Source organism: Vibrio cidicii, assembly GCF_009665415.1.
GTDB classification, from domain to species: domain Bacteria; phylum Pseudomonadota; class Gammaproteobacteria; order Enterobacterales; family Vibrionaceae; genus Vibrio; species Vibrio cidicii.
On record NZ_CP035921.1, the window covers coordinates 2,788,944 to 2,811,568 of the forward strand.

At 49.3% G+C, this 22,625-nt stretch carries 18 protein-coding genes; 12 read left to right on the plus strand and 6 right to left on the minus strand.

Features of this window, described 5'->3' with window-relative positions; translation table 11 throughout:
* Window positions 1-168: 168 nt before the first annotated feature.
* The 4 genes from EWA64_RS13790 (at window position 169) to ltrA (ending at window position 5,980) form a co-directional block, all read left to right on the plus strand.
* Window positions 169-585 (plus strand): CBS domain-containing protein, encoded by a 417-nt coding sequence (locus EWA64_RS13790; protein WP_039425140.1) that lies wholly within the window; start codon window positions 169-171, stop codon window positions 583-585.
* A 148-nt stretch (window positions 586-733) separates the two neighbouring features.
* Entirely contained in the window at window positions 734-3,049 is a 2,316-nt protein-coding gene (locus EWA64_RS13795; protein ID WP_061896009.1) for a zinc/cadmium/mercury/lead-transporting ATPase, read from the plus strand.
* A gap of 256 nt (window positions 3,050-3,305) precedes the next feature.
* On the plus strand, window positions 3,306-4,064 hold the full coding sequence (gene udp, locus EWA64_RS13800) for a uridine phosphorylase (RefSeq protein WP_061896008.1): 759 nt from the start codon (window positions 3,306-3,308) through the stop codon (window positions 4,062-4,064).
* A gap of 623 nt (window positions 4,065-4,687) precedes the next feature.
* The gene (gene ltrA / locus EWA64_RS13805; protein WP_061893079.1) at window positions 4,688-5,980 is read left to right on the plus strand and encodes a group II intron reverse transcriptase/maturase; all 1,293 of its coding nucleotides are present in this window, start codon (window positions 4,688-4,690) and stop codon (window positions 5,978-5,980) included.
* Between the two features lie 48 nt (window positions 5,981-6,028).
* Here the strand turns inward: ltrA and EWA64_RS13810 are convergent, their stop codons facing one another.
* Both EWA64_RS13810 and EWA64_RS13815 read right to left on the minus strand, forming a co-directional pair.
* Window positions 6,029-7,189, minus strand: a complete 1,161-nt coding sequence (locus EWA64_RS13810) for a DUF1887 family protein (RefSeq protein WP_061893797.1) — start codon at window positions 7,187-7,189, stop codon at window positions 6,029-6,031.
* 166 nt (window positions 7,190-7,355) lie between these two features.
* On the minus strand, window positions 7,356-9,347 hold the full coding sequence (locus tag EWA64_RS13815) for a methyl-accepting chemotaxis protein (protein ID WP_139045647.1): 1,992 nt from the start codon (window positions 9,345-9,347) through the stop codon (window positions 7,356-7,358).
* A gap of 240 nt (window positions 9,348-9,587) precedes the next feature.
* Here EWA64_RS13815 and hinT point away from each other — a divergent pair, with 240 nt between their 5' ends.
* From hinT to trhO, 8 genes are all read left to right on the plus strand, one after another.
* Entirely contained in the window at window positions 9,588-9,938 is a 351-nt protein-coding gene (hinT, locus tag EWA64_RS13820; RefSeq protein WP_061893798.1) for a purine nucleoside phosphoramidase, read from the plus strand.
* Window positions 9,939-10,016: 78 nt separating this feature from the next.
* A complete protein-coding gene (locus EWA64_RS13825) occupies window positions 10,017-11,411 on the plus strand; it encodes a COG3014 family protein (RefSeq protein ID WP_061893799.1) in 1,395 nt (464 codons plus the stop codon).
* Window positions 11,411-11,800, plus strand: coding sequence for a YcfL family putative periplasmic lipoprotein (locus EWA64_RS13830; protein ID WP_061893800.1), 390 nt, complete (start codon window positions 11,411-11,413; stop codon window positions 11,798-11,800). Before EWA64_RS13825 ends, EWA64_RS13830 begins: the two co-directional genes overlap by 1 nt.
* Before the next feature lie 24 nt (window positions 11,801-11,824).
* Window positions 11,825-12,415, plus strand: a complete 591-nt coding sequence (gene lpoB, locus EWA64_RS13835) for a penicillin-binding protein activator LpoB (protein WP_039445667.1) — start codon at window positions 11,825-11,827, stop codon at window positions 12,413-12,415.
* An 18-nt stretch (window positions 12,416-12,433) separates the two neighbouring features.
* Window positions 12,434-13,327: a thiamine kinase gene (gene thiK, locus EWA64_RS13840; RefSeq protein ID WP_061893801.1), complete on the plus strand. Its 894-nt coding sequence runs from the start codon at window positions 12,434-12,436 to the stop codon at window positions 13,325-13,327.
* Window positions 13,328-13,385: 58 nt separating this feature from the next.
* Window positions 13,386-13,928, plus strand: coding sequence for an alpha/beta hydrolase YcfP (gene ycfP, locus EWA64_RS13845; protein ID WP_061893802.1), 543 nt, complete (start codon window positions 13,386-13,388; stop codon window positions 13,926-13,928).
* A gap of 491 nt (window positions 13,929-14,419) precedes the next feature.
* Window positions 14,420-15,709, plus strand: a complete 1,290-nt coding sequence (locus EWA64_RS13850) for an NAD(P)/FAD-dependent oxidoreductase (protein WP_039425171.1) — start codon at window positions 14,420-14,422, stop codon at window positions 15,707-15,709.
* A gap of 241 nt (window positions 15,710-15,950) precedes the next feature.
* Window positions 15,951-16,934: an oxygen-dependent tRNA uridine(34) hydroxylase TrhO gene (gene trhO, locus EWA64_RS13855; RefSeq protein ID WP_061893803.1), complete on the plus strand. Its 984-nt coding sequence runs from the start codon at window positions 15,951-15,953 to the stop codon at window positions 16,932-16,934.
* A gap of 109 nt (window positions 16,935-17,043) precedes the next feature.
* On the opposite strand, the gene EWA64_RS13860 is transcribed toward trhO, so the two are convergent.
* From EWA64_RS13860 to EWA64_RS13875, 4 genes are all read right to left on the minus strand, one after another.
* On the minus strand, window positions 17,044-17,592 hold the full coding sequence (locus EWA64_RS13860) for a GNAT family N-acetyltransferase (protein ID WP_061893804.1): 549 nt from the start codon (window positions 17,590-17,592) through the stop codon (window positions 17,044-17,046).
* A 120-nt stretch (window positions 17,593-17,712) separates the two neighbouring features.
* On the minus strand, window positions 17,713-18,483 hold the full coding sequence (locus tag EWA64_RS13865) for a peptidoglycan binding protein CsiV (protein ID WP_061893805.1): 771 nt from the start codon (window positions 18,481-18,483) through the stop codon (window positions 17,713-17,715).
* A 7-nt stretch (window positions 18,484-18,490) separates the two neighbouring features.
* Entirely contained in the window at window positions 18,491-21,955 is a 3,465-nt protein-coding gene (gene mfd / locus EWA64_RS13870; RefSeq protein WP_061893806.1) for a transcription-repair coupling factor, read from the minus strand.
* 6 nt (window positions 21,956-21,961) lie between these two features.
* Window positions 21,962-22,531: a hypothetical protein gene (locus tag EWA64_RS13875; protein ID WP_061893807.1), complete on the minus strand. Its 570-nt coding sequence runs from the start codon at window positions 22,529-22,531 to the stop codon at window positions 21,962-21,964.
* Between the last annotated feature and the right edge of the window lie 94 nt (window positions 22,532-22,625).

The window sequence follows — 22,625 nt, forward strand, 5'->3', positions numbered from 1 at the left end:
AGATTGTAGGGTTAATGGTGACGCAGGTTTTATCAACTTTGCCTATTGTCTCAAGACTAAGAAGAACAATCTTATCAATTGATAAAATCGTCACATTCGATTTAGTAAATTCAGGAAATTGGACGACACTTAACGTAAGTGCCAAAAAACGCTGCAAAGGAGATGGCGATGAAGTCACTAAAAGTTAAAGACTATATGACCTTACAAGCGGTGACCTTTACGGTCGATATGTCATTGAGCGCTGCGCTGAATAAAGTGATGAAAAGCCTTGTGATGGGCGGACCTGTGATCAATGAAAAAGAAGAAGTCATCGGCTTTTTATCTGAACAAGACTTACTCGATAAGTTAGTTAAAGCCAGCTACTACTGCCAAGACGCACATACGGTTGGTGAATGTATGCATGTTGATGTGTTGTCGGTGTCTCCTGAAATGTCGATTATTGAGCTGGCGGAAATGATGAAGGTAGGCAAACCGAAAATGTACCCGGTGGTAGACAAAAACAGATTAGTGGGTGTGATCACTCGTCGCGATGTGCTGAAAGCGATCGGCAATAGTCTGACGGATTGTTTCAAGCATCCCGTGTGAGATTGGATCAGATGCTCTTTGATAAAGTGGCCTCGCATTAGCGAGGCCACTTTTATTGCGCAGAGAAAAGTCGGCCAAAAAGGGGCTTGACCTTAGAGTGTACTCCAAGGTTTATGCTTAGGCTGTCATCTAAAAAAAGGAATCGACTATGTGCGCAAAACATACAGCTTGTCAGTCACACAAAATATCCGCTGTCCGTCCGGCATCGACTTGTTGCCAGAGTGCTAACCTCGCGGCTGCAAAGATCAGCCCAATCAACTCAGCGACGGCAGATTGCTGTTCCTCTGAAGTATGTTCAAGCAGTGACCCTGGTGAGGAAAGCGAGCGGCAAAGGCATCAAACCTCAAGCCAGAACACAGAGCGTCAGCAATGGCTCATCTCAGGAATGGATTGCCCTTCCTGCGCGCAAAAACTCGAGAAAGCCCTTCGTTCACTGGACGGGGTTCTCAACGCCAAGGTGCTGTTCGCCACAGAAAAACTGGTGGTCGATTTTGATGCGCGTATCTCTGCCAGCGAGATTGAGCACCTAGCGCAAAAAACGGGCTTTCCTCTTCGCCTGCTCGGCGCAAACAAAGCGCGCAATCCCCTCAATGAGTCAGCATCTGGCTGGCGCGCAACATTGAAAAGTAACGCGCATATCTTGACCATTTCCCTTGCCATGGCGATAGGTGCCCTGTTTTCAACCATTGATAGCGATGTCAGCCATTGGATATTTGTGCTCACCTGTTTAGCTGGGCTCTATCCTGTTGCAAGAAAAGCGTGGCGCTTGGCTTTATCGGGTACCCCATTTGCGATTGAAACTTTGATGAGCGTGGCCGCTCTAGGCGCTCTTTATTTGGGTGAAAGTGTTGAAGCGGCAATGGTACTGCTGCTGTTTTTGATTGGTGAAAAGCTGGAAGCTTATGCCTCGTCCCGAGCTCGCAGTGGCGTGCAAGCTTTGATGGCGCTCGTGCCAGAAAACAGCATAAAAATCGTCGATGGTGAACGGGTTTCGGTAGCAGCCAGTGAGTTGCTCCCGGGAGATGTGGTGGAAATCGCTCCGGGCGATCGCTTGCCAGCCGATGGGAAATTGATGACCGCCATCGCCAGTTTTGATGAAAGCGCGTTGACTGGTGAATCCCTTCCTGTCGAACACCAGGTTGGCGCGAAGTTGATGGCAGGCGTTGTTTCGCTAGATAAAGTCGTTCGAGTCGAAGTGACGTCTAAGCAAGGTGAAAATGCGATTGATCGTATTTTGCACCTGATAGAACAAGCCGAATCACGTAAAGCACCGCTGGAGCGTTTCTTGGATAGATTTAGCCGCTGGTACACGCCACTGATGATGCTGGTCTCGCTGGTTGTTATCGTCACGCCGCCATTGTTCTTTGCCCAGCCTTGGGAAACTTGGGTTTATCGCGGTTTAGCTTTACTGCTGATTGCTTGCCCCTGTGCATTGGTGATCTCGACGCCAGCGGCAATTACATCCGGGTTAGCTGCGGCCGCTAAACGAGGCGCGCTGATCAAAGGGGGGGCTGCGCTGGAGTTACTCGGCAAAGTGGAGATGATCGCCTTTGATAAAACCGGCACATTAACTCGTGGCAAACCGCAAGTGACGGATATTGTTGCTGTCGATATCAGTGAAGAGAAACTCCTTACCATGACCAGTGCGATAGAGGTCGGCTCCAATCACCCGTTGGCAACGGCCTTAGTTGCCAAAGCTAAGGAAGCTGGAGTGACAGTTCCTCACGCCCAAGACAAAACCGCGCAGATTGGCGTTGGCGTTTCTGGATGGGTTGACGGGCAGTTAGTGGAAGTGATTGCTTCAGCGAAAGCCAATTTTCCGCTTCCGGACGCGCTCGCAAAAGCGATGCAGGTGCTTGAAGCCGAGGGAAAAACCGTGGCTTTGGTCCGTTGTGATCAAAAAGTCATGGGGCTGATTGCATGGCAAGATACCTTACGCGACGACGCGAACCAAGCGATCCGTGCGTTGAAGCGCTTGGGTATTTCCTCGCTGATGCTCACCGGAGACAATCCACGTAGTGCAGAAGCGATCGCTGCGCATATCGGTATCGATTTTCAGGCTAACTTGCTTCCTGCCGACAAAGTTCATCATGTTGAAAAACGGGCGGCGACGCAGACGGTGGCGATGGTCGGAGACGGCATCAACGACGCACCTGCGATGAAGGCGGCGAGTATTGGCATTGCGATGGGCGGCGGAACCGATGTGGCGTTAGAAACTGCCGATGCTGCGCTCACGCACAATCGCTTGGTCGAGCTGCCGGCGATGATCGAGCTATCGCGAGCGACATTAAGCAACATTCGCCAAAATGTCACCTTGGCTCTAGGGCTGAAAGCGGTGTTTCTGGTAACGAGTCTGCTCGGCATCACGGGCCTCTGGGTGGCGGTATTGGCAGACAGTGGTGCGACCGCCTTAGTGACACTGAATGCGTTGAGGCTGCTGCGTTTTCAGCCGAAAGAAGCGTAAAGGTTGGCACACAATAGGCACAAAGATACCTGCCGATACGTGCAGGTATCTTTGTCTCAGATTTATGCAAATGGATGATCAACTTGTTGTGTTTTTGTGATGCCAAACGGTTTCTCTTGAAAATACATAATTGTTACATTAATCACTTGTGACTCTGATCACTCCATGTTTTGGTTTGGTTCAGTAAAGTGCACTCTGTACCCCACAATTTCATTTGAGCTTACCTCGCAGAGTAAGCCGCAATAAGGAGTGACTTATGTCTCAAGCTGTTTTCCACTTAGGTGTAACTGAAGCCGATCTCAATGGTGCGACTCTGGCCATTATCCCTGGCGATCCAGCGCGCGTACAAAAAATTGCAGAAGAGATGGAAAATCCAGTATTTCTAGCCAGTCATCGTGAGTATACGCTGTACCGAGCAGAGCTAGACGGAAAAGCTGTGGTTGTGTGCTCTACTGGTATCGGTGGTCCATCAACTTCTATTGCGGTCGAAGAGTTAGCGCAACTTGGCGTACGTACTTTCCTACGCGTTGGTACGACTGGCGCTATTCAGCCACATGTGAATGTTGGCGACATGATTGTGACCACAGGTTCCGTGCGTCTTGATGGGGCCAGCTTGCACTTCGCGCCAATGGAATTCCCTGCTGTTGCCGATTTTGAAGTTGCAACAGCAATGAAAGCGGCGGCTGAAGAAAGTGGTGCAACGGTACACACTGGTGTAACCGCATCGAGTGATACTTTCTACCCAGGTCAAGAGCGTTACGACACCTTCACCGGACGCGTAGTACGCCGTTTCCAAGGCTCAATGAAAGAGTGGCAAGACATGGGCGTGCTGAACTTTGAAATGGAATCAGCAACGCTATTGACCATGTGTGCGAGTTCTGGCTTACGTGCGGGCTGTGTTGCGGGCGTGATTATCAACCGTACTCAAAAAGAGATCCCAGATCACGCAACGCTGAAAGAAACCGAAGCGCGTTCAATCAAAGTGGTTGTGGAATCGGCGCGTAAGATGCTGTAATCCAGCGTTTTATTCCATAGCAGAATTGTAAAACCCGGAGCCAAAACTCCGGGTTTTCTTTTGTGCGCCGAGCATGGCGTTGATCTAGGAGGTGAAAGTCCTCTACGGGCTCAGTCGAGCGAGAACCGTTAGCCTATGCAAGGGTGTTCACCGTGAGGTGAAACCTGAAGGAAGCAAACGGCAAAACTTGGTTGTGACGAACAGAAACCTGATAGTAGGCCTGTACAACTTGGGTAACCTAGCAATAGATAGAATAGCCCAATGCCTCGACGGGAAGTGTGTATAGGTAAATCAGGCATGACCAAGGGAAAGAGCAACGTCTTACCTCGGGAGATCTCATTGCCTGTCTCAGATGAGACTAATACAGCAGTGATGTTGTGTGATGGGCAATGAGAAGTCAGCAGAAGGCATAGTACTTTGAGGAAGTACAACTCAAAGGAAGGCCTGAACTGAATATATCAAGAAGCAGTCACTAGACACTCAATCATGTGGAGTCATAGCAAGATGAAAATCATCTCTACGTCCCAATGGGCAATACCGCAAGTAAAGCTCATGGTCACGAAGAATGACAAGCATGATCGGCGTAGAAAGGAGGACGAGTCTTGGTGACCCCCACTGCGCTGATGGAACAAATCAGCTCCTCAGCGAATTTGAACCATGCCCTTCGACGCGTGAAGAAGAACAAGGGGTGCGCAGGTGTCGACAGACTCGACATCACAGCGACCATTTCTAAACTTCGGCAAGCTTCAAATGGGCAAGCGCTCCGCCAGAGTCTTCTGGACGGAAGCTACCAACCTCAACCTGTTCTGGGTGTAGAAATCCCCAAGCCGAATGGTGGCGTCAGGCAATTAGGTATCCCCACGGTACTGGATAGGATAGTCCAACAGGCGATCACATCAGTACTGTCAGACATCTATGAGCCGAGGTTCTCCAACAGCAGCTACGGGTTCAGGCCGAACCGCAGTGCGCATCATGCGCTTGCGGCAGCAAGCCGCTATATCAGAGAAGGGCGGGGTTATGTAGTGGATATCGATCTAGCCAAATACTTCGACACGGTGAACCATGATAGGCTGATGCGCAGATTATCTAAGGACATTAGTGATAAACGAGTATTAAAGCTCATCAGGTCCTATCTACAGGCAGGCTTAATGCGAGATGGGTTAGTAGAGCGAAGACAACGAGGAACACCACAGGGTGGGCCATTATCTCCGTTACTTTCCAATATCGTATTAGATGAACTGGACAAAGAGTTAGAGCGAAGAGGGCATAAGTTCTGTCGATATGCAGATGACTGCCAAATCTACGTTCGTAGTGAGGAAGCCGCCCATCGAGTCAAAGAGTCGATAACGGAGTTCTTGGAGCAGAAGCTAAAGCTCACGGTAAATCGAGAGAAAAGTGCAGCAACAAGAGTGACGGAGCGAGCCTACCTAAGTCATAGCTTCAAGATAGACGGAACTCTCCTGATATCAAAACCGGCACAAGCTCAAATGAAGCAGCGAGTGCGGAAAATAACGAAGCGAAATCGAGGTCGAGAGTTGTCGGTAATCATCACCGAGTTAACCCAATACCTACGAGGTTGGCAGCACTACTTCAAGCTCGCCCTAGGTCAAAGTGCGATGCAGCGCTTGGACGAATGGATACGGCGTCGGTTGAGATGCTACCGCCTGAAACAGCGCAAACGCAGATACAGCATAGCGACATGGTTACAACGCCAAGGTGTAACAGAGCGAAATGCGTGGAAGCTGGCGATGTCAGATAAAGGGTGGTGGCACTTAGCCCTCTCGCCCCAGTTGAATCACGCCATGCCAATCAAATGGTTCAAGGAGAGGGGATTGTACTCATTGAGAGATGGGTATGAGTCACTAAAGGTATATTCGGAACCGCCGTATGCGACCCACGCTTGTACGGTGGTGTGAGAGGATGGAGGCCGTGAGGCCTCCTCCTACTCGATTCCAAGCAACAAATTAAACACCGTCGCTGCCACCCGCTTGGGCAAACCAGTTAGTGAGGTGCAACTTCAGATCGCGCAGTTCATCTGGCCCTATCAGAGCTAGGCCAAGATCTTCCGCTCGAGTAATGTCGTTGTGACGCAGTGGTCGAAAACTCACCAACATGGCACGTGCTTGCAACCCGCCCAGAAGATCGCGCAATGATTCCAATTTGTAGAGTGTGTCATCGCCATCATCACGCATGCCTTTGGTTTTGCATTCAATAATGTGCAATTTGTTGTTCACTACCGAGGCCACATCAAGTTCATTGCGTACTTCGCGATCCCCAAGCTGACGGTAAACCTGTACGTTCAGCGAATGGTCCTGAATGGTCGGCATGTCATCTTGGATTTGTTTGACTGTGCTGTGCACTAAGGTTTCCAGCCATTCACCGTTGGAGAAGCGGCGTGCGTCCTCATTGGCAAAGGTGAGTAGCCCGTTTTCGTAGGTGGCGATATTGGCCTCAACCAAGTCTGCCAGCAGCATATTCAGTTCACGGTAGCCTTGCTGCTTGTCGGAAAGCTCGACATCGAGCCGCTGTTCTTTGCGACAAGTGGTGGCTAAGTAGTTGAGCGTTGCCAGCCCGGGGCCAAGCTCCAGAGCATTGCTTGCCCAGCGCTCACCAAGTTGGTAAAGCTGCTTATCCAGTTGAGGGGGCAGTTCTACCTCGTTGAACTCACCACGTGCGCCAAAAATCGTAAGGTAATCTGAAATGGTGATACGGTCTTGAACTTGGGTCTCTTCACGTCCGTCAGGGTAGAGCCAGCAAAGTTTATCGCTATTAGGCTCCACGACAAAAATTGGCCAATGATAGGTGCGAAACACTTCATACACCGAAAGCAGACGATGTCGCAGGCCACAACTGGCGTTCAGTTTTACGTCTTCCCCACGGCGTTTGAGATCCTCTGCCAGCGATTGGATAGACTGCTTAATGAGGGACGTATCGACCACGGAGGGAATTTCAAAGAACTCGGTCGTGATGCTGCGTTGGGTGAGAACGGAATGAAGCCTTTGATACATGCCGTGCTGTGACTCGTCACCGATGAAAATGATGTGCGTACTGACAGTGCGATGATCGAGTAGCGGAGTGATCAGGCGGACTGGATCCTGATCGATAATACCGACGTGAACAGCCATAGAGTTTCCTTTTTATATGGGCTGCACAGAATGAAAGAGAAAAGAAATTGGCAAGCCCTTGATCTCCATATGTAGACAAGGCTTATAAAAAACAAGGGCAACTCTGTGAAAAGTTGCCCTTATCGGATTGCAGACGGAGTTAGTGCGATGCGTTTAGATAAGACGTCTATAGCTTAAAGCGATGCACCAATTCAGTTTGTTGATGCGCGAGATTCGACAAACTTTCACTGGTCTGCGCAATGCTTGCCATCGCATGGTAGCTGCGATCAGCGATGCTGTTGATATCCTCTAGGCTACGCGCGATGTCTGCTGAGGTTTCGCTTTGTTCGGCTGCTGCATGGGAAATATGCGTGCTCATCTGGCTGATTTCGATGATCAGCGCTTGGATCTCTTCCATTGAGCTATTGGCTTTGGAGGCTTGATCAACCGACATTTCCATATCGTTCATACAGCTTTGAATCACTTGACTGGCAGATTGCGAGCTGGATTGTAAGTTACTGATCATGGCCTCAATTTCAGTGGTCGACTGAGTGGTCTTGGAAGCCAGTACGCGTACTTCATCGGCAACTACGGCAAAGCCTCGTCCTTGCTCACCCGCACGCGCAGCTTCGATGGCGGCGTTAAGTGCCAGTAGGTTAGTTTGCTCTGCAATGTTGCGGATTACATCCAAAATCGAGCCAATTTGACCGCTCATGCGCTGTAGCTCAGAGACCGCACTGACCGATTCATTGAGGCGCATCTCAAGCTGATTGATGGTTGAGATATTGCTACTCATGATGCTACGGCCAGAATCTGACGCGGTTTCGACTTTCTGTACCATCTCCAAAGAGCTTTGCGCATTCTGTGCTACCTCTTGGACTGAATGAGACATTTCAGTCATTGCCGTGGCAACGCTGGCGGTTTGGCCACGTTGCGCATTGAGCTGAGTTTGCGCCTCAGAAGAGGTCCTTTCGTTGTTGGCGGCAGTATCGGTAAGATTTTCCGCCGCGTCATTAAGTTTGACTAGGATGTTGTGCAAGCTATCGGCGAGGGTATTGATATGGCCACTTACACGGCTAAATTCGTTGTTGTAGCGGATCTCGATGCGCTGCGTCATGTCGCCATTTGCCAGCCCTTCTAGCGTTGCCAGAATGCGTGTGAGCGGTTCGCGGACACTGTGCGCGATATGATAACCCACCGCAGCGGCGAAAATGGTCACCGCAATACCGATGACGATCGCCTTGAGCAAGCCTTGGTCGTAAACTTCCCCCGCTTCTACAAGAGATTGGTTCAAATTGTCGGTGGCGGTGGTAGTAAAGGTTTCTAGCGTGGTCATGGCATTATCAACTTTGACCGCTAGGTTGGCGATGTTGTTGTACAGCGCTGTTCTTGCGCGCAGGTAACTGGCATGTTGGTCAAGCACCCCGCCTTTTTGCCCGACGTCTTGGGTAAACTGTTCTACCGATTGGTTAAATACCTCTTTCAAAGAAGGTAACTGAGTGACCAAACCCCGGTAAGCGTAGTTTAAGTGAGTGACCGCTTTCTTGTTCTTGGTCACTGCTTTTTCCACAAACTCAAGGTCTGAGCTTGCTAACGCATCCGAGGTAATCACTTCGGCGTCTTTCAACTTAATGAAATAGCTCTTAGCCATCACTTTGACGGAAATACTGGTTTGATCATCAACATACTCTTTCATGCCAACGGTCAATTCGGTATGCAATTTTTGGAAACGACGAGAAGATTTTTGCACTTCAGCTTGGGCGGTGAACATCGCTTCGTAGTTGTTCATTGCCTCATTCGCTTCGGCAAAATAGCTCTGTTCCGTTTCACGAAGCTGAGCCAGTGGCTCGGCAAGCGCAGGGTAAATACGGCTCGCTTGCTCAAGCTCGGCCAATGTTTTGCCAAATTCTTGCTGCGATTGGCCGAACTCTTGGCGCATCTGCGCCATCCGATCTTGATCTTGCGTGGTCAGAAAATCTTTGAAGGATTTATCTGCCGAAAGAAGTTGGACGCTGGTCTGATTCGACAGCGAAACCAAAGGTAGAGAGGTGCTTGATACCGTCTCAAAGTTAGAATGAATTTGATTCATGCCGTTGGTCATGATGGTCACTGTGACGATAAACAGCACAATAATCAACGCGAAACCGGCATACATCCTTTTAATGACTGAACCTTGCATAGGTGAAGCCCTCTCCCAGATAGAAATAAAAAGTGCAAAAAGACGCAAAACGTCTCAAAAAATTAACAAAATTATCATCATTGTAGGCAGTTTGATTTGAGCATTTTATGACGAGGGCGACAAAAAAAACTTTATAGATTGACGTACTGTTGATAATGTTAAGTGAACACTGTTTTTTATTGTGATGGCGCAAGCCTTGACGCATACTAACCGGGTTACACACCACTTAATGGAGTACCTATGGCCGAAGAAACCATCTTTAGCAAAATTATTCGTAAGGAAATTCCCGCTGATGTGCTTTATCAGGATGATCTCGTCACCGCGTTTCGTGATATCAATCCTCGAGCACCAAGCCACATTTTGATCATTCCGAACAAACTCATTGCAACCGTGAATGACGTTGAAGCCGATGACGAAGCCATGATGGGGCGCATGTTCACTGTTGCCAGAAAGCTCGCTAAAGAGGAGGGCATTGCCGAGGATGGTTATCGCCTAATTGTCAACTGCAATGCGCATGGCGGCCAAGAAGTCTACCATATTCATATGCATTTGGTGGGTGGGCGTCCACTTGGCCCACTGTTGCTCGGATAAATGGTGACTCGATAGGTTAAGGGGCCAGCGAAGCGCTCGCTGGCCAAATGTCGGTTAAATCTCTATTGGAGCCGAGTTTTGACACGAAAGATAAAGTTTGCCGCATTGCTCAGTGGTGTACTCGCTTTAGCCGGGTGCGCCAATATGTCTGCCGGCAATCTGTTTAGTCATTACAGTGAGCAGAATAAGTCCGTCTATCAGGCGGTGCAAAGCGGTCACTACTCACAAGCGCAGCAGATGCGATCAGATCTGGTGGCTGGTGAGATGCTTGATAACATGGAGCGTGGCCGCTTGGCCTTTTTAGCCAGTGATTATTCGGCAAGCAAAAGCGCTTTGGAAAAAAGTGATGTGGCAGTGCGGCAATGGCAGGATCAAGCAAAAGTTTCTCTGTCACAAACCGCCACCAGTGTGGGCTCATTGGCGGTGAATGACAATCTGAATAATTACACCCCAGCAGATTATGAACTGGGCTTTTTGCATCTTTATCTTGGCTTGAACTATCTACAGCAAAATAGCTTAGAAGGGGCCTTGGTCGAAATGCGCAGAGCCAACCAAGTGCAAGAAGCGGCGCGAAAAGCGCGTGAAGACGAGCTTAATGCAGCGCAGCGAGACATGCAGAAAAACGGCATGGCCACCAATTTAGGCAGCGTATTGGCAAATTATCCCGACGCGGGACAAACGCTGCAGGCGGTGCAAAATGGCTATCTGTTTTTCCTCTCAGGGCTGCTTTATGAAGCGTCACGCGATCTTAATGGGGCGTATGTTGACTACCGCCGAGCATTGGCAGTGATGCCCGACAATCGCGAAGTGATTGAGCGAACCATAGCCGTCGCCAAAAAGTTGGCAATGCGCGAAGACCTTCGCCAACTTGAGAAACGCTACGGTGAACGCGATTTAACACTGGGTAACGATGAAGGGCGTATTATCGTCATCGAGGAGCAAGGCGTGGTTGAAGCGCTGCAAGGATGGCGTATTGACTTGCCCGTTTACGATTCTCGTGGCGTGGGTGCGCTGTACTCATTGGCGCTGCCCTACTATGCCAAACAAAGTCGAGCGTCATTCTCTCCACTGAGATTAAATCAGCAGGCGTTGACGACGCACTCTTTGGCTGATGTAAACCAAATGGCGAGATACGATCTCGGCGAGCGTTTACCGTCGATGGTAATCCGTCAAGCGTTGCGCGTGGTTGCCAAAGATCAACTACGTAAAGAAGCGGCGAAGGGAGACGATGTAGGTAATCTGCTCTTCAATGTCTGGAATGCGTTAACCGAGCAGCCTGATACTCGCAGTTGGCAAACACTGCCCGCAACAATCAACACGACCAGTGCGGTGGTGAAGGCTGGAGAACAGGTGATAACGTCTACCAACCAAGATTATGTGTTTAACGTGCCAGCGGGGCAAACCACTTTGGTCTGGCTCTCTCGTCAAGGCGACAATCAGACGATCTGGCACAAACAATTAGGGAGATTGTAATGAAAGTTTGGCTGATTCCAGCATTGCTAATGTTGGCTTTGACTGGCTGTGCAGAAAATACCGCAGGCATGCGCGTTGATGGCGAAACACAACATGTGTTCTTTCATGACAACGTATTGGGTAATCGTCTGTTGATCGACGATATTTCGACGGTACCTGCTGACGATCGAGTTCGTGGTGTGGTGCGTTTGACCAGCAATTATAAAGGCGATCAGTCGATCTTGTACCGTTTTTCTTGGTACGACGCGAATGGTCTGGAAGTGAACAGCAAACCCGGACCTTGGCGTCAAGCGATCGTTAGGGGGTTTGAATCGATTACCCTGTCGGAAGTAACGATTAATCCGAATGGCACTCAATACCGAGTGCAGATTCGTGCAAACAATGATTAAAACTCAATAGTGTGAGGACTAAAAATGAACAAAGGTGTGGTTGCCCTGGTGGGGCTGGCAGTAATTTTGGGTGGTTGTTCTAACAAGGTCTCTTATGGAGACGCACAGGCGACTGAAACGACAACAATTGATTTTGGTTCGACCGATCTGCAAACCATCGCTGGGCAAATGATCGATAGCATGATGATGTCAGGCTCTGTGGCCGCGATCACTCGTGACAAACGTCCGATTGTCTTTGTTGAACGAATCAAAAACAAAACCAGCGAACATATCGATACGGAATCCATCACCGACACGATTTCGACCAAGATGTTGAACTCTGGCAAATTCCGTTTTGTGGATATGGATCGCGTAGAAGCGGTGCGTGAGCAGTTGAACTTCCAGAACAATGATGACTTGGTGAACCAATCAACCGCCATTCAGTTCGGTAAAATGGTGGGTGCGCAGTACATGCTGTATGGCAACTTGTCGAGCATCGTTAAAAATAACGGCAGCGACAAAGATGTCTACTACAAAATGACCATGCGCTTGATGGATCTGGAAACGGGCCTGATCGAATGGGCGGATGAAACTGAAATCCGCAAACAGCAGTCTAAACGTTTACTTGGACTGTAAGCGCATGTGAGGCGAAATATGGCGTGGTTTTCTTGGCAGCAAGCCAAACAACTTGATCCCAGTTTGAATGCGGTAGCGGAGTTTTTTGTGCCCGCTCCCGCACAAGTTCAAACGGTGACGGGAGGGTTAACCAATCGTTGTTGGAAAATCCTTGATGCCAATGGAAAAGCGTACGTTTGGAGGCCTGCCAGCAAAGTCTGTCAGGCTTTTTCTATTTCTCGCTACAGCGAATATCAGATTCTGGCGGCAATAGCACCATTAAAAATCGGACCCAAGCCGATTTTGGTCAACGAGCAGGGCTTGTTGGTCGAATGGCTAGAAGGTGTGACTATGCGCGGTGCGGCCTCTATCGATACCTTACTGAAAACCTGCATTAAGATTCATGAATTTGATGCACACGGTTTGCCGCTCGCGCCGTTTGGTTATACCGCAAGGGTGGATCATTACTGGATGCAGCTTGACGGTCACTACTTGGGGAGTGAATTTGAGAATTTGTATCAACAATGGCGTATGTCCCCTCCGATTGAACCGTTACCCGCCGTTCTTTGCCATTTCGACTTGGGGGACTATAACTTAGTTAAAGGTCCGGATGGGGTAAAAGTGATTGACTGGGAGTATGCCGCTTTGGCAGATCCTCGCTTGGAATTGGCGTTAGTGATTCAAGTTGCGGAGGAAAACGTGTTTGAGTCGGTATGTCGTTACTGCCAGTTGAGAGAAATAGACGACATCGATTTGTGGCTTGATGGTGTGAAAGCGTGGCAACCGCGTTTAACCATGATGGCGATGTTGTGGTATCTACTTGCTGACAAGCTTTGGGGTGGTGAGGAATATTTACTCAGTGCCAAGCAAATGCTGCATACATTATGTCACGAGGATCACTGTTTACAGCCTCAACCCGGTTTACCACTTTAAACCCCTGCTAATCGTGGTAGATTTATGGCTATACCCAAGCTTAAAGTGAGAGGGAAGTATGATTATCTATCTTCATGGCTATGATTCAACCAGCCCTGGAAATCACGAAAAAGTGCTGCAATTGCAGTTTATTGACCCCGATGTACGTTTTGTAAATTACAGTACCTTACATCCGAAGCATGATATGCAGCATTTATTAAAAGAAGTGCACAAAGCCATTGAACAATCGGAGGATCCCGAGCCGATTATTTGCGGTGTCGGCCTGGGTGGCTACTGGTCCGAACGCATTGGCTTTTTGTGTGGCATCAAACAGGTGATTTTCAATCCGAATCTTCACCCGGAGAACAACATGCAAGGGCGTATTGATCGTCCTGAAGAGTACGAAGATATTGCAACAAAATGTGTCGAAAAGTTCCGCATGAAAAATCAAGGTCGTTGTTTAGTGATCCTGTCGCGCAACGACGAAGTGCATGACAACAATCTAACGGCAGAAGAGTTGCAAGACTACTACGCCATCATCTGGGACGAAAAAGAGAGCCACAAATTCAAAAAGATTTCTCAGCACCTGCAAGCGATGAAAGCGTTTAAAGAAGCGCTATAGCGACCTCACGTGCTTCACAATGGATATTCTTGCAAGAGAATATCAAACACCATCAGCCCCTTTTGGGGCTGAGTTTTTATAAGTGCAACTCGTTTGATGATTGTTGAAAGATAATCGACCACTAAACGGTCTCATCCTATTGTCTCTGCTCCTTTTTTAGCGTTACACGCCAAATGATTATTCTGGTGTTAGCGCTCACAACAATGGATTTTTGTTGCGGTAAGGGGCGAGCGCTATATAATGTCACTCTGTAAAATAATTTGATAAATATCAAAAAAAATTGAGAGCGAGAGTTTAACTTGCCCGATATGTGTGCTGTTTCAAATATTGTGCTGCACTTTGATTCTTAACGTAACAGAACGCCCTTTGATAACCCGTGACCAAGTGTCACACATAACAAGATTTATCCGTTGGATGCGCTTCGCTGAAATTATCAATCAGCTGAACGCGGTCGGGCGGACCCCACTTTTATTTTGTAGAGGATTATCACTGTGACACGAATTATCGTTGTTGGCGGCGGTGCTGGCGGCCTTGAATTGGCCACTAAACTGGGCCGCACATTGGGTCGTAAAAAACGTGCCCAAATTACCCTAGTCGATCGCAAATCAAGCCATTTATGGAAACCCTTGTTGCACGAAGTGGCAACGGGATCGCTGGATGAAGGTGTGGATGCGCTCAGTTACCGTGCGCACGCGAAAAACCACAGCTTCGATTTTCAGCTAGGCAGCCTGTGTGGCATCGATCGTCAACGAAAAGTGATTACACTGAGTGAGCTGACCGATGAACATGGTGAGCTGCTTCTACCAGGTCGTGAACTGGAGTACGACATTCTTGTGCTGGCGATCGGTTCAACGTCTAACGATTTCAATACTCCCGGGGTAAAAGAGCACTGTATTTTCCTCGACAGCCCGGAGCAGGCACACCGTTTTCGCACGGAAATGAATAATCAGTTCCTCAAACTGCACGCGAAAAATGGTCAGGGAAGCGTTGATATTGCGATTGTAGGAGCGGGCGCGACCGGTGTTGAACTCTCCGCAGAGCTGCACAATGCGATTAAAGAGCTGCGCACTTACGGATTTGGTGACCTAGATTCAAGTAAGCTCAACGTCAACTTAGTGGAAGCGGGTGAGCGCATTTTACCTGCGTTGCCACCACGCATCTCTTCGGCTGCGCATCATGAACTGGTGAAACTTGGCGTGAATGTTCGCACAGCGACTATGGTAACCAAAGCTGAAGCCGATGGTTTAACCACCAAAGATGGCGAGAAGATCTCAGCGCAAATCATGGTTTGGGCGGCTGGCATCAAAGCTCCTGATTTCATGAAAGAGATTGCTGGTTTGGAAACTAACCGTATCAATCAGTTGGTGGTGAAGAACACATTACAAACCACGCGCGATGACGACATTTTTGTTATCGGTGATTTGGCGCAATGCACGCAACATGATGGCAAATTTGTACCACCTCGCGCTCAAGCGGCGCACCAAATGGCGAGTCACGCGTTTAGCAACATCATTGCCAAGCTCAACGGTCGTGAGTTGAAGGACTATGTGTACAAAGATCATGGTTCGCTGGTTTCATTGAGCCGTTTCTCGACGGTAGGTAGCCTGATGGGCAACCTCACCAAAGGCTCAATGATGGTGGAAGGGCGCATTGCGCGCGTGGTGTATATTTCGCTTTACCGCATGCACCAAATGGCGCTGCATGGTGTGTTCAAAACCGGTCTGATGATGCTCGTGGGGCGGATCAACCGAGTGCTTCGTCCAAACCTCAAGCTGCACTAATTCATCGCATGAAAGTAGAGCCGGAGCATTTTCGCTCCGGTTTTTTTTCGGCGGTACACTAAGGTTAAGCAAAGCTCTCTGGTGCACTTATTCAGCTGAGACATATTGCTCGTCTAGAGATCTTCTGTCAGGCTTTCGTCCAGTAGAAGGTATATCCCCAAAAACGCTCCGTATTTGTCAGCCGCTTGCTTGGTTATAATGCGTGCCCAATTTCCCTGTGTCGTTATTAAAAGGTCATACCATGAGTCAATATGTTGTCTGTGCGCTCTACAAGTTTGTTGAGCTCAACCATTATCAAGAGCTAAGAGCGCCGCTGCTGGCACTGATGGAAGAGAACCACATTCGCGGCACATTACTGCTGGCACAAGAAGGCATTAACGGCACAGTCGCTTCTTCGCGCCAAGGGATTGATGCGCTGTTGGCGTGGCTAGACAGCGAGCCAAGTTTAAAAGGCACTGTGTATAAAGAGTCTTTTGCTACTGAGCCGCCGTTTAACCGCACTAAGGTCAAACTCAAGAAAGAGATTGTGACTATGGGCGTTGAAGGCATCGATCCGCGTCATGTGGTGGGTACTTACGTCAAACCGCAAGATTGGAACCAGCTCATCTCCGACCCGGAGGTATTGGTCGTCGATACGCGTAATGACTACGAAGTGCAGTTAGGTACGTTTAAAAACGCGCTCAACCCGAAAACCGAAACGTTCCGCGAGTTTCCACACTATGTGCAGGAAAATCTCGACCCGCAAAAGCATAAGAAAGTCGCCATGTTCTGTACTGGCGGCATTCGCTGCGAAAAATCCACAGCCTATTTGAAAGAGCAAGGCTTTGACGAGGTGTATCACCTTGAAGGCGGCATTTTGAAATACCTTGAAGAAGTGCCGCAGGAGCAAAGCCTGTGGCAAGGCGATTGCTATGTGTTTGACGGACGAGTAGCGGTCGGACATGGCTTATCTGAGAGTGACTATCAAGTCTGTAATGCTTGTCGTCTACCGATTACTGAGGACGACAAACAGAGCGAGCAGTATGAGCAAGGCGTTAGTTGTCCGCGCTGTTTTGGGACGCACACCGACGAGCAATTAGCCCGTTTTCGTGAGCGTGAGAAGCAAGTTCAATTGGCGAAGCTGCGCGGTGAAAACCACATCGGAGAAGATAGTGCACAGGTGATCGAAGCTCGTCGAGCGGAAAAACTGGCGCGCAAAGCCGCGCAGCGTAACCAGAAAGGCTAACCCTGTGGGCGACAAAAGAAGCTGATTTAGCCAATAAACGCTAACCAACACAAAGGAGCGCCATGGTGCTCCTTTGTGTTATTTCACATTAAATGGTGGCGATAAACGACTAAATTAGATCACTGGGAATCAACGAATAGACCACACCGTCTCTTGGCTCGCCGTGAAAAAGAAAACGATGGCGAGCGATCGATTCTCGTTTGGCATGACAGCGTTCAATCAGTTTTTGACTGGCAAGGTTTGCAGGATCACAGACAATTTCAATCCGGCTCACCTGCAACTTGGCAAAGCAAAACTCGACTAAAGCGGTGATGGCCTCTTTCGCGTTTCCTTGACGCTGATACTTATCGGCAATCCAATAACCAATACTGACCATGTTATAGGTGTGATAGAGCTCATTAATCGCCACCATCCCGAGCAATTGCCCATTCTCACGATGGAAAATACCAAAGCCATACCCATCGGCTTTTACCCAGTTTAGGCGGGTAGTCAACAAGAACTGCTGCGCCTCTTTGAGAGTGAAATCGGCATGACACCAATCAACCCATTGATGTAGCGATGGCGAATTGCGAATCAGCGTTGCCAAAGGTTCGGCTTCATCGGCGTTGATGAGACGCAGGCAAAGACGTGAAGTAATGATTTGAAAATCTGGGCTCATTTTACTCTCTTGCAGCGTTCGTTTATTTCGCTTTCCTGAATCGGCAAAGTTTTGTGATGACGTTTGAGGCAAATAAACAAAAGCCCTCGTCTGAGGGCTTCAAATAAACATAAATCGGTTTCATTCCACGCGGCGAACTTGGATCACGATGCCCAGCAACGGGTGGTCTAGGTAGTGGGTTTCACCACTGCGCATACGGCGTTTTTGATCCATGCGGTAGCTTTTGAGGAACTGTTCCACTTGTACCGTTGGAGACACTTGCGCCAAATTCCCCAGTTGTACATTGCCATCCACTTGCCCAAGCTGGTCGGTGTTTTCATCCAGTGAGCTGGATTCTAGCTTCACTTCACGCACGCTAGGCGCTTTGAGATCTAAGGTGCTTTCGACGAACAGATAGTGCTGCACGTAGACTTGTAAAGTGCCGTCAAGTTCGTACAGCGGATTGTCGATACGCACTTCGGTAATGCCATCGGCAACGACCTGCTCTGGCTCGGCCTGCTTTTCACTGCCGTCAGGATTAAACTCGGCAGAGTAATCCTTGCCACCTAAAATGCGAAAAATGGGCGCAGAACTTTTGCCTTTGTCATCTTGCCGCCAAGCGGTATGCAGCAGCACCGTAAACCCTGCATGTCTGTCTAGGGCCTCTTTTTGCGAGCGCAATTGGTACTCATCGTAGGGCAACATTTGCACGCCCTTAGCTTCACGATAAGCGTCGTCCTGAAACTCATGTGCTTGCGCTTTATTGATCTCCGGCAGTTGGTTTGGCCAGGATTCATTAGTCTGCTGGGCATCGAGGTTACGTTTGAAAATGATAACCTCGATATCAAATTGTCTCTGCGCCCATGAAGGGAGTGACACACAAAGAAGGAGCAGAGGGATCAAGAATCTCATCGGATAACTAGCTCACTGGTAATAAATTCTGATTAAACTCGTTCAGTAAATCACGAATAAACTGAACACGTTGGCGGCGGTCGGTCAATGGTACGCTAAACTTGAACTTAGTTGGACCTTCCATCGCAAATTTTTTCGGTTGCGACTGCAGTAGTCTGACCAGATACGCGGGGTTTATGTCAGCGTTAGGATAAAATTCGATAAACCCGCCTTTATCATGCGCTTCGATTTTTTTCACTTTGATGTTGGCAGCAAGAATCTTTAACTCTGAGATTGCCAACAGATTTTTCGCCGCGTCGGGCAGCAACCCAAACCGGTCGATCAGCTCCACTTTGAGCTCGTTGAGTTCCTCTTCACCCGCCACGCTGGCAATGCGTTTATACATAGATAAACGACTGTTGACGTCGGGGATGTAATCATCCGGGAGTAGGGCGGGTATGCGGATCTCGACTTCGGTTTGTTCACGTAAAAGCTCATCTAATGACGGCTCCTTGCCTTCTTTCAAGGCTTGAACCGCTTGTTCAAGCATCTCCATGTAGAGTGAGAAACCGACCGATTGGATCTGGCCGCTCTGCTCTTCACCGAGAAGCTCACCTGCGCCGCGGATCTCAAGATCGTGGGTAGCCAGCGTAAAACCCGCCCCTAAATCTTCCAATGAGGCAATCGCATCAAGACGTTTGATCGCGTCTTTAGTCATGGATTTGGGATGCGGCGTCAGCAAGTAAGCGTAAGCTTGGTGGTGCGAGCGCCCCACACGGCCACGTAGCTGATGCAGTTGGGCGAGGCCAAGATTGTCAGCGCGATCCATGATAATGGTGTTGGCGGTTGGGACGTCGATACCGGTTTCGATGATGGTGGTGCACACCAGCAAATTAAAACGCTGATGGTAGAAATCGTTCATCACGCGTTCGAGCTCACGCTCACGCATCTGGCCGTGGGCGACAGTAATTCGCGCTTCAGGTACTAGCTTGGTCAAATCCGCTGCGACTTTCTCGATGGTTTCCACTTGATTGTGCAGGAAGTAAACCTGACCACCGCGCATGATTTCGCGCAAGATCGCTTCGCGTACCACCGCATCATCTCGCTCGCGCACAAAGGTTTTGATCGATAGGCGACGCGCTGGTGGAGTGGCGATGATGGATAAATCACGCATGCCGCTCATTGCCATATTGAGTGTACGCGGGATAGGGGTCGCAGTTAGAGTGAGAATGTCGACATCGGCACGCATCGCTTTGACTTTCTCTTTTTGCCGCACGCCGAAACGGTGCTCTTCATCGACAATCAGTAGGCCAAGATCGTTAAACTTGAGTTCAGACGAGAGCAGTTTGTGCGTGCCGACCAGAATGTCTACCTTGCCACTTGCGACATCCTCGAGGATCTGTTTCTGCTCTTTCGCGGACTTAAAGCGCGACAGCACTTCAACTCGGATCGGAAGATTGGCAAAGCGATCGCGGAAGTTCTCAAAATGCTGCTGAGCAAGCAAGGTCGTCGGGACGAGTACCGCGACTTGTTTGCTGTTGTCTGTGGCAACAAACGCGGCGCGCATGGCCACTTCGGTTTTGCCAAAGCCAACGTCACCACACACTAGGCGGTCCATCGCTTTGGCTTGGCACATGTCTGATAACACCGCGTTGATTGCCATCGCTTGATCGTCCGTTTCCTCAAAAGGAAAACCAGATTTAAAGCTGGCGTACTGGCCACGATCCAACGCAAATTTGTAGCCCGGCTTGAGCTCGCGCTTGGCATAAACGTCCAACAGCTCTGCCGCGACATCGCGCACTTTTTCCGCCGCTTTGCGCCGCGCTTTGGCCCAAGCTTCGCCGCCAAGTTTGTGCAGCGGAGCGCTCTCTTCCGCGCCGCCGGAGTAACGGCTGATGAGGTTTAGCGACGCCACGGGAACGTACAATTTCGCCTCGTTTTGATACTCCAACATCATGTATTCGGCTTTGATGCCGCCCGCTTCGAGCGTCTCTAAACCAATATAGCGGCCGATACCGTGATCAATGTGCACCACAGGTTGGCCCGGTTTGAGCTCGGCAAGATGACGGATAACGGTATCGCTGTTGACGTTACGCTTGTCTTTTTTGCGCCGTTGGATCACGCGATCACCAAGCAGGTCGCTCTCGCAGACAAAAGCAAAGCCGCGTTCAGGGTGAATAAAGCCGCGTTCAGTGGCGCCGATCACCAAAGTAAATCGGTTTTCCTGTTGCAACGCCTCATCTACGTTAGCCGACATCGTCGGACGAAGCTTGATCCCTTGCAACAGCTCGGTTAAGGCTTCGCGTCGTCCTTCGGATTCGACAGAAAAGACAATTTTTCCGTTAAAGCTTTCGCTAAATTTGCGCAGTTGTGCCAGCGGCTCTTTGCTGTTTTGTTGCACGGCCAGTTCAGGTAGTGCTTGCAGAGGCAAATTGCTGCGACCTGCTTTTTCTTCAATGGCTGCGACAGAGAGGCAGGTTTGAGCGAATGGCTTGATGCGAGCGTAAAGCTCATCCTTTTTTAGCCACAGTTGTGCTGGTGGTAAGAGGGGGCGCAGCGGGTCGACTTTTTTCTGCTCGTAGCGGTAATCGACATCACTGAGAAACTGATCCATCGCCAGATCGATGTCGCCGACCGTGATGAAGTGTGAATCGCTAGCGACGTAGTCAAACAAGGTTTCGGTTTGTTCAAAAAACAGCGGTTGCCAGTATTCTATGCCGGCCGGCCAAGTCCCTTTGCTCACTTGCATGTAAACCGATTCTGGTTCACGGCGCGCATCAAACTGGCTACGCCAGCGAATACGGAAATCTTCAATCGCTGCTTCAGTGGTGGGGAACTCGTGAGCGGGCAACAGGCGAATTTCCTGTACGGCGTCGGTAGAGCGCTGATTCTCTGGATCGAAGGTGCGAATGGTGTCGATTTCGTCATCAAAGAAATCTATCCGATAAGGATCATGACTGCCCATTGGATAGAGGTCCAAAATGGAACCTCGGCTAGCGTACTCTCCCGGACCAAATACTTGATCGACGTGGCGATAACCGGAGTTGTCTAATTGCAGGCGAAGTTTTTCCAGTGAATAGCGATCGCCCACTTTGACCATCAAGGTATGTTGCAACAGGAAGTCGCGCGGTGATTGACGCTGAAGTAAGGTGCTGACTGGAACAATGGTGATGCCGTTGCTTTGCCCCGGCAGTTGGAACAAGGTCGCGATACGTTCAGAAATAATATCTTGGTGTGGCGAGAAATTGTCGTACGGCAGCGTCTCCCAATCGGGGAACACTGTCACCGACTCACGGTAAAACTGTTCGACTTCTGCTTGCAGTTTCAACGCGCTTTGTGGGTCAGGTACCACTAAAACTGTGTGGCTGGAGGCTGCTTTTGCCAGTTCAGCGATGGAGAGTGCGAGCGATGCACCCGGTAAGCAGCCAATATGTTTTTTGTCGCCTGCGCCGTTTGCGCCGCAGACCGATAAGATGGGTTGAACAGTTTTCATTGTGGGTTATTTTGAATCTCTTTCCAGGGTTCGCTGACGAAGTATTCTTTGCTGCTGATGGAGTGCTGCTTTGATCAAAAGGTCTTGATCAGAATCCCGCAGCAACTGGTACTTCATGGTGATTTCGAACTGCTGTTCGTGCGCCTCACAGGCTGCCACTTGCGCGTAACAATAAATTGCCGCCGCCGGACTCTCAAGAAACAGTTTCACCCGCGCGAGTTGCCCGACTGGTACTGTTTGTGTGCAGAGATAACTCACTTGGCTAGCGCCAAAGCGAGTAGTTTTAAAGCGCAGTGTAGGGTCATCTTGCTGGGAGAGCATGAAACTGAGGAGCAAATTGAGTTTGGAATTTTGCGCATCAAGCAAACTGATGACGCTTTTGAAATCGCTATTTTTCAGCTCATGACGGGCATGATCCGCCATTTGATCGAGTTGGCTAAATTCGCTGGCGACGATAAATGGAGTCGGGATTTCTGCCAAAAATGTCTCTTCCGAAGGCAGAATTGATGACGTGGGCAACAGCTCGACGTTAACCGTTAAGGTTGAATGGACGGTAAAAAACTCTTGATCTGTCATGCTGTTGTTCCTTATTCGTCATCTTGAAGTGACAAGATGAATCTTCAAGTGATTGATTATCGCTAACTTCGCTTAGTTATCAAGCTCTGTTCTA

Coding starts and splice junctions, on each gene's coding strand:
- EWA64_RS13790 (WP_039425140.1), top strand. CDS start 169: ATGAAGTCACTAAAAGTTAAAGACTATATGACCTTACAAGCGGTGACC.
- EWA64_RS13795 (WP_061896009.1), top strand. CDS start 734: ATGTGCGCAAAACATACAGCTTGTCAGTCACACAAAATATCCGCTGTC.
- udp (WP_061896008.1), top strand. CDS start 3,306: ATGTCTCAAGCTGTTTTCCACTTAGGTGTAACTGAAGCCGATCTCAAT.
- ltrA (WP_061893079.1), top strand. CDS start 4,688: ATGGAACAAATCAGCTCCTCAGCGAATTTGAACCATGCCCTTCGACGC.
- EWA64_RS13810 (WP_061893797.1), bottom strand. CDS start 7,189: ATGGCTGTTCACGTCGGTATTATCGATCAGGATCCAGTCCGCCTGATC.
- EWA64_RS13815 (WP_139045647.1), bottom strand. CDS start 9,347: ATGCAAGGTTCAGTCATTAAAAGGATGTATGCCGGTTTCGCGTTGATT.
- hinT (WP_061893798.1), top strand. CDS start 9,588: ATGGCCGAAGAAACCATCTTTAGCAAAATTATTCGTAAGGAAATTCCC.
- EWA64_RS13830 (WP_061893800.1), top strand. CDS start 11,411: ATGAAAGTTTGGCTGATTCCAGCATTGCTAATGTTGGCTTTGACTGGC.
- lpoB (WP_039445667.1), top strand. CDS start 11,825: ATGAACAAAGGTGTGGTTGCCCTGGTGGGGCTGGCAGTAATTTTGGGT.
- thiK (WP_061893801.1), top strand. CDS start 12,434: ATGGCGTGGTTTTCTTGGCAGCAAGCCAAACAACTTGATCCCAGTTTG.
- ycfP (WP_061893802.1), top strand. CDS start 13,386: ATGATTATCTATCTTCATGGCTATGATTCAACCAGCCCTGGAAATCAC.
- trhO (WP_061893803.1), top strand. CDS start 15,951: ATGAGTCAATATGTTGTCTGTGCGCTCTACAAGTTTGTTGAGCTCAAC.
- EWA64_RS13860 (WP_061893804.1), bottom strand. CDS start 17,592: ATGAGCCCAGATTTTCAAATCATTACTTCACGTCTTTGCCTGCGTCTC.
- EWA64_RS13865 (WP_061893805.1), bottom strand. CDS start 18,483: ATGAGATTCTTGATCCCTCTGCTCCTTCTTTGTGTGTCACTCCCTTCA.
- mfd (WP_061893806.1), bottom strand. CDS start 21,955: ATGAAAACTGTTCAACCCATCTTATCGGTCTGCGGCGCAAACGGCGCA.
- EWA64_RS13875 (WP_061893807.1), bottom strand. CDS start 22,531: ATGACAGATCAAGAGTTTTTTACCGTCCATTCAACCTTAACGGTTAAC.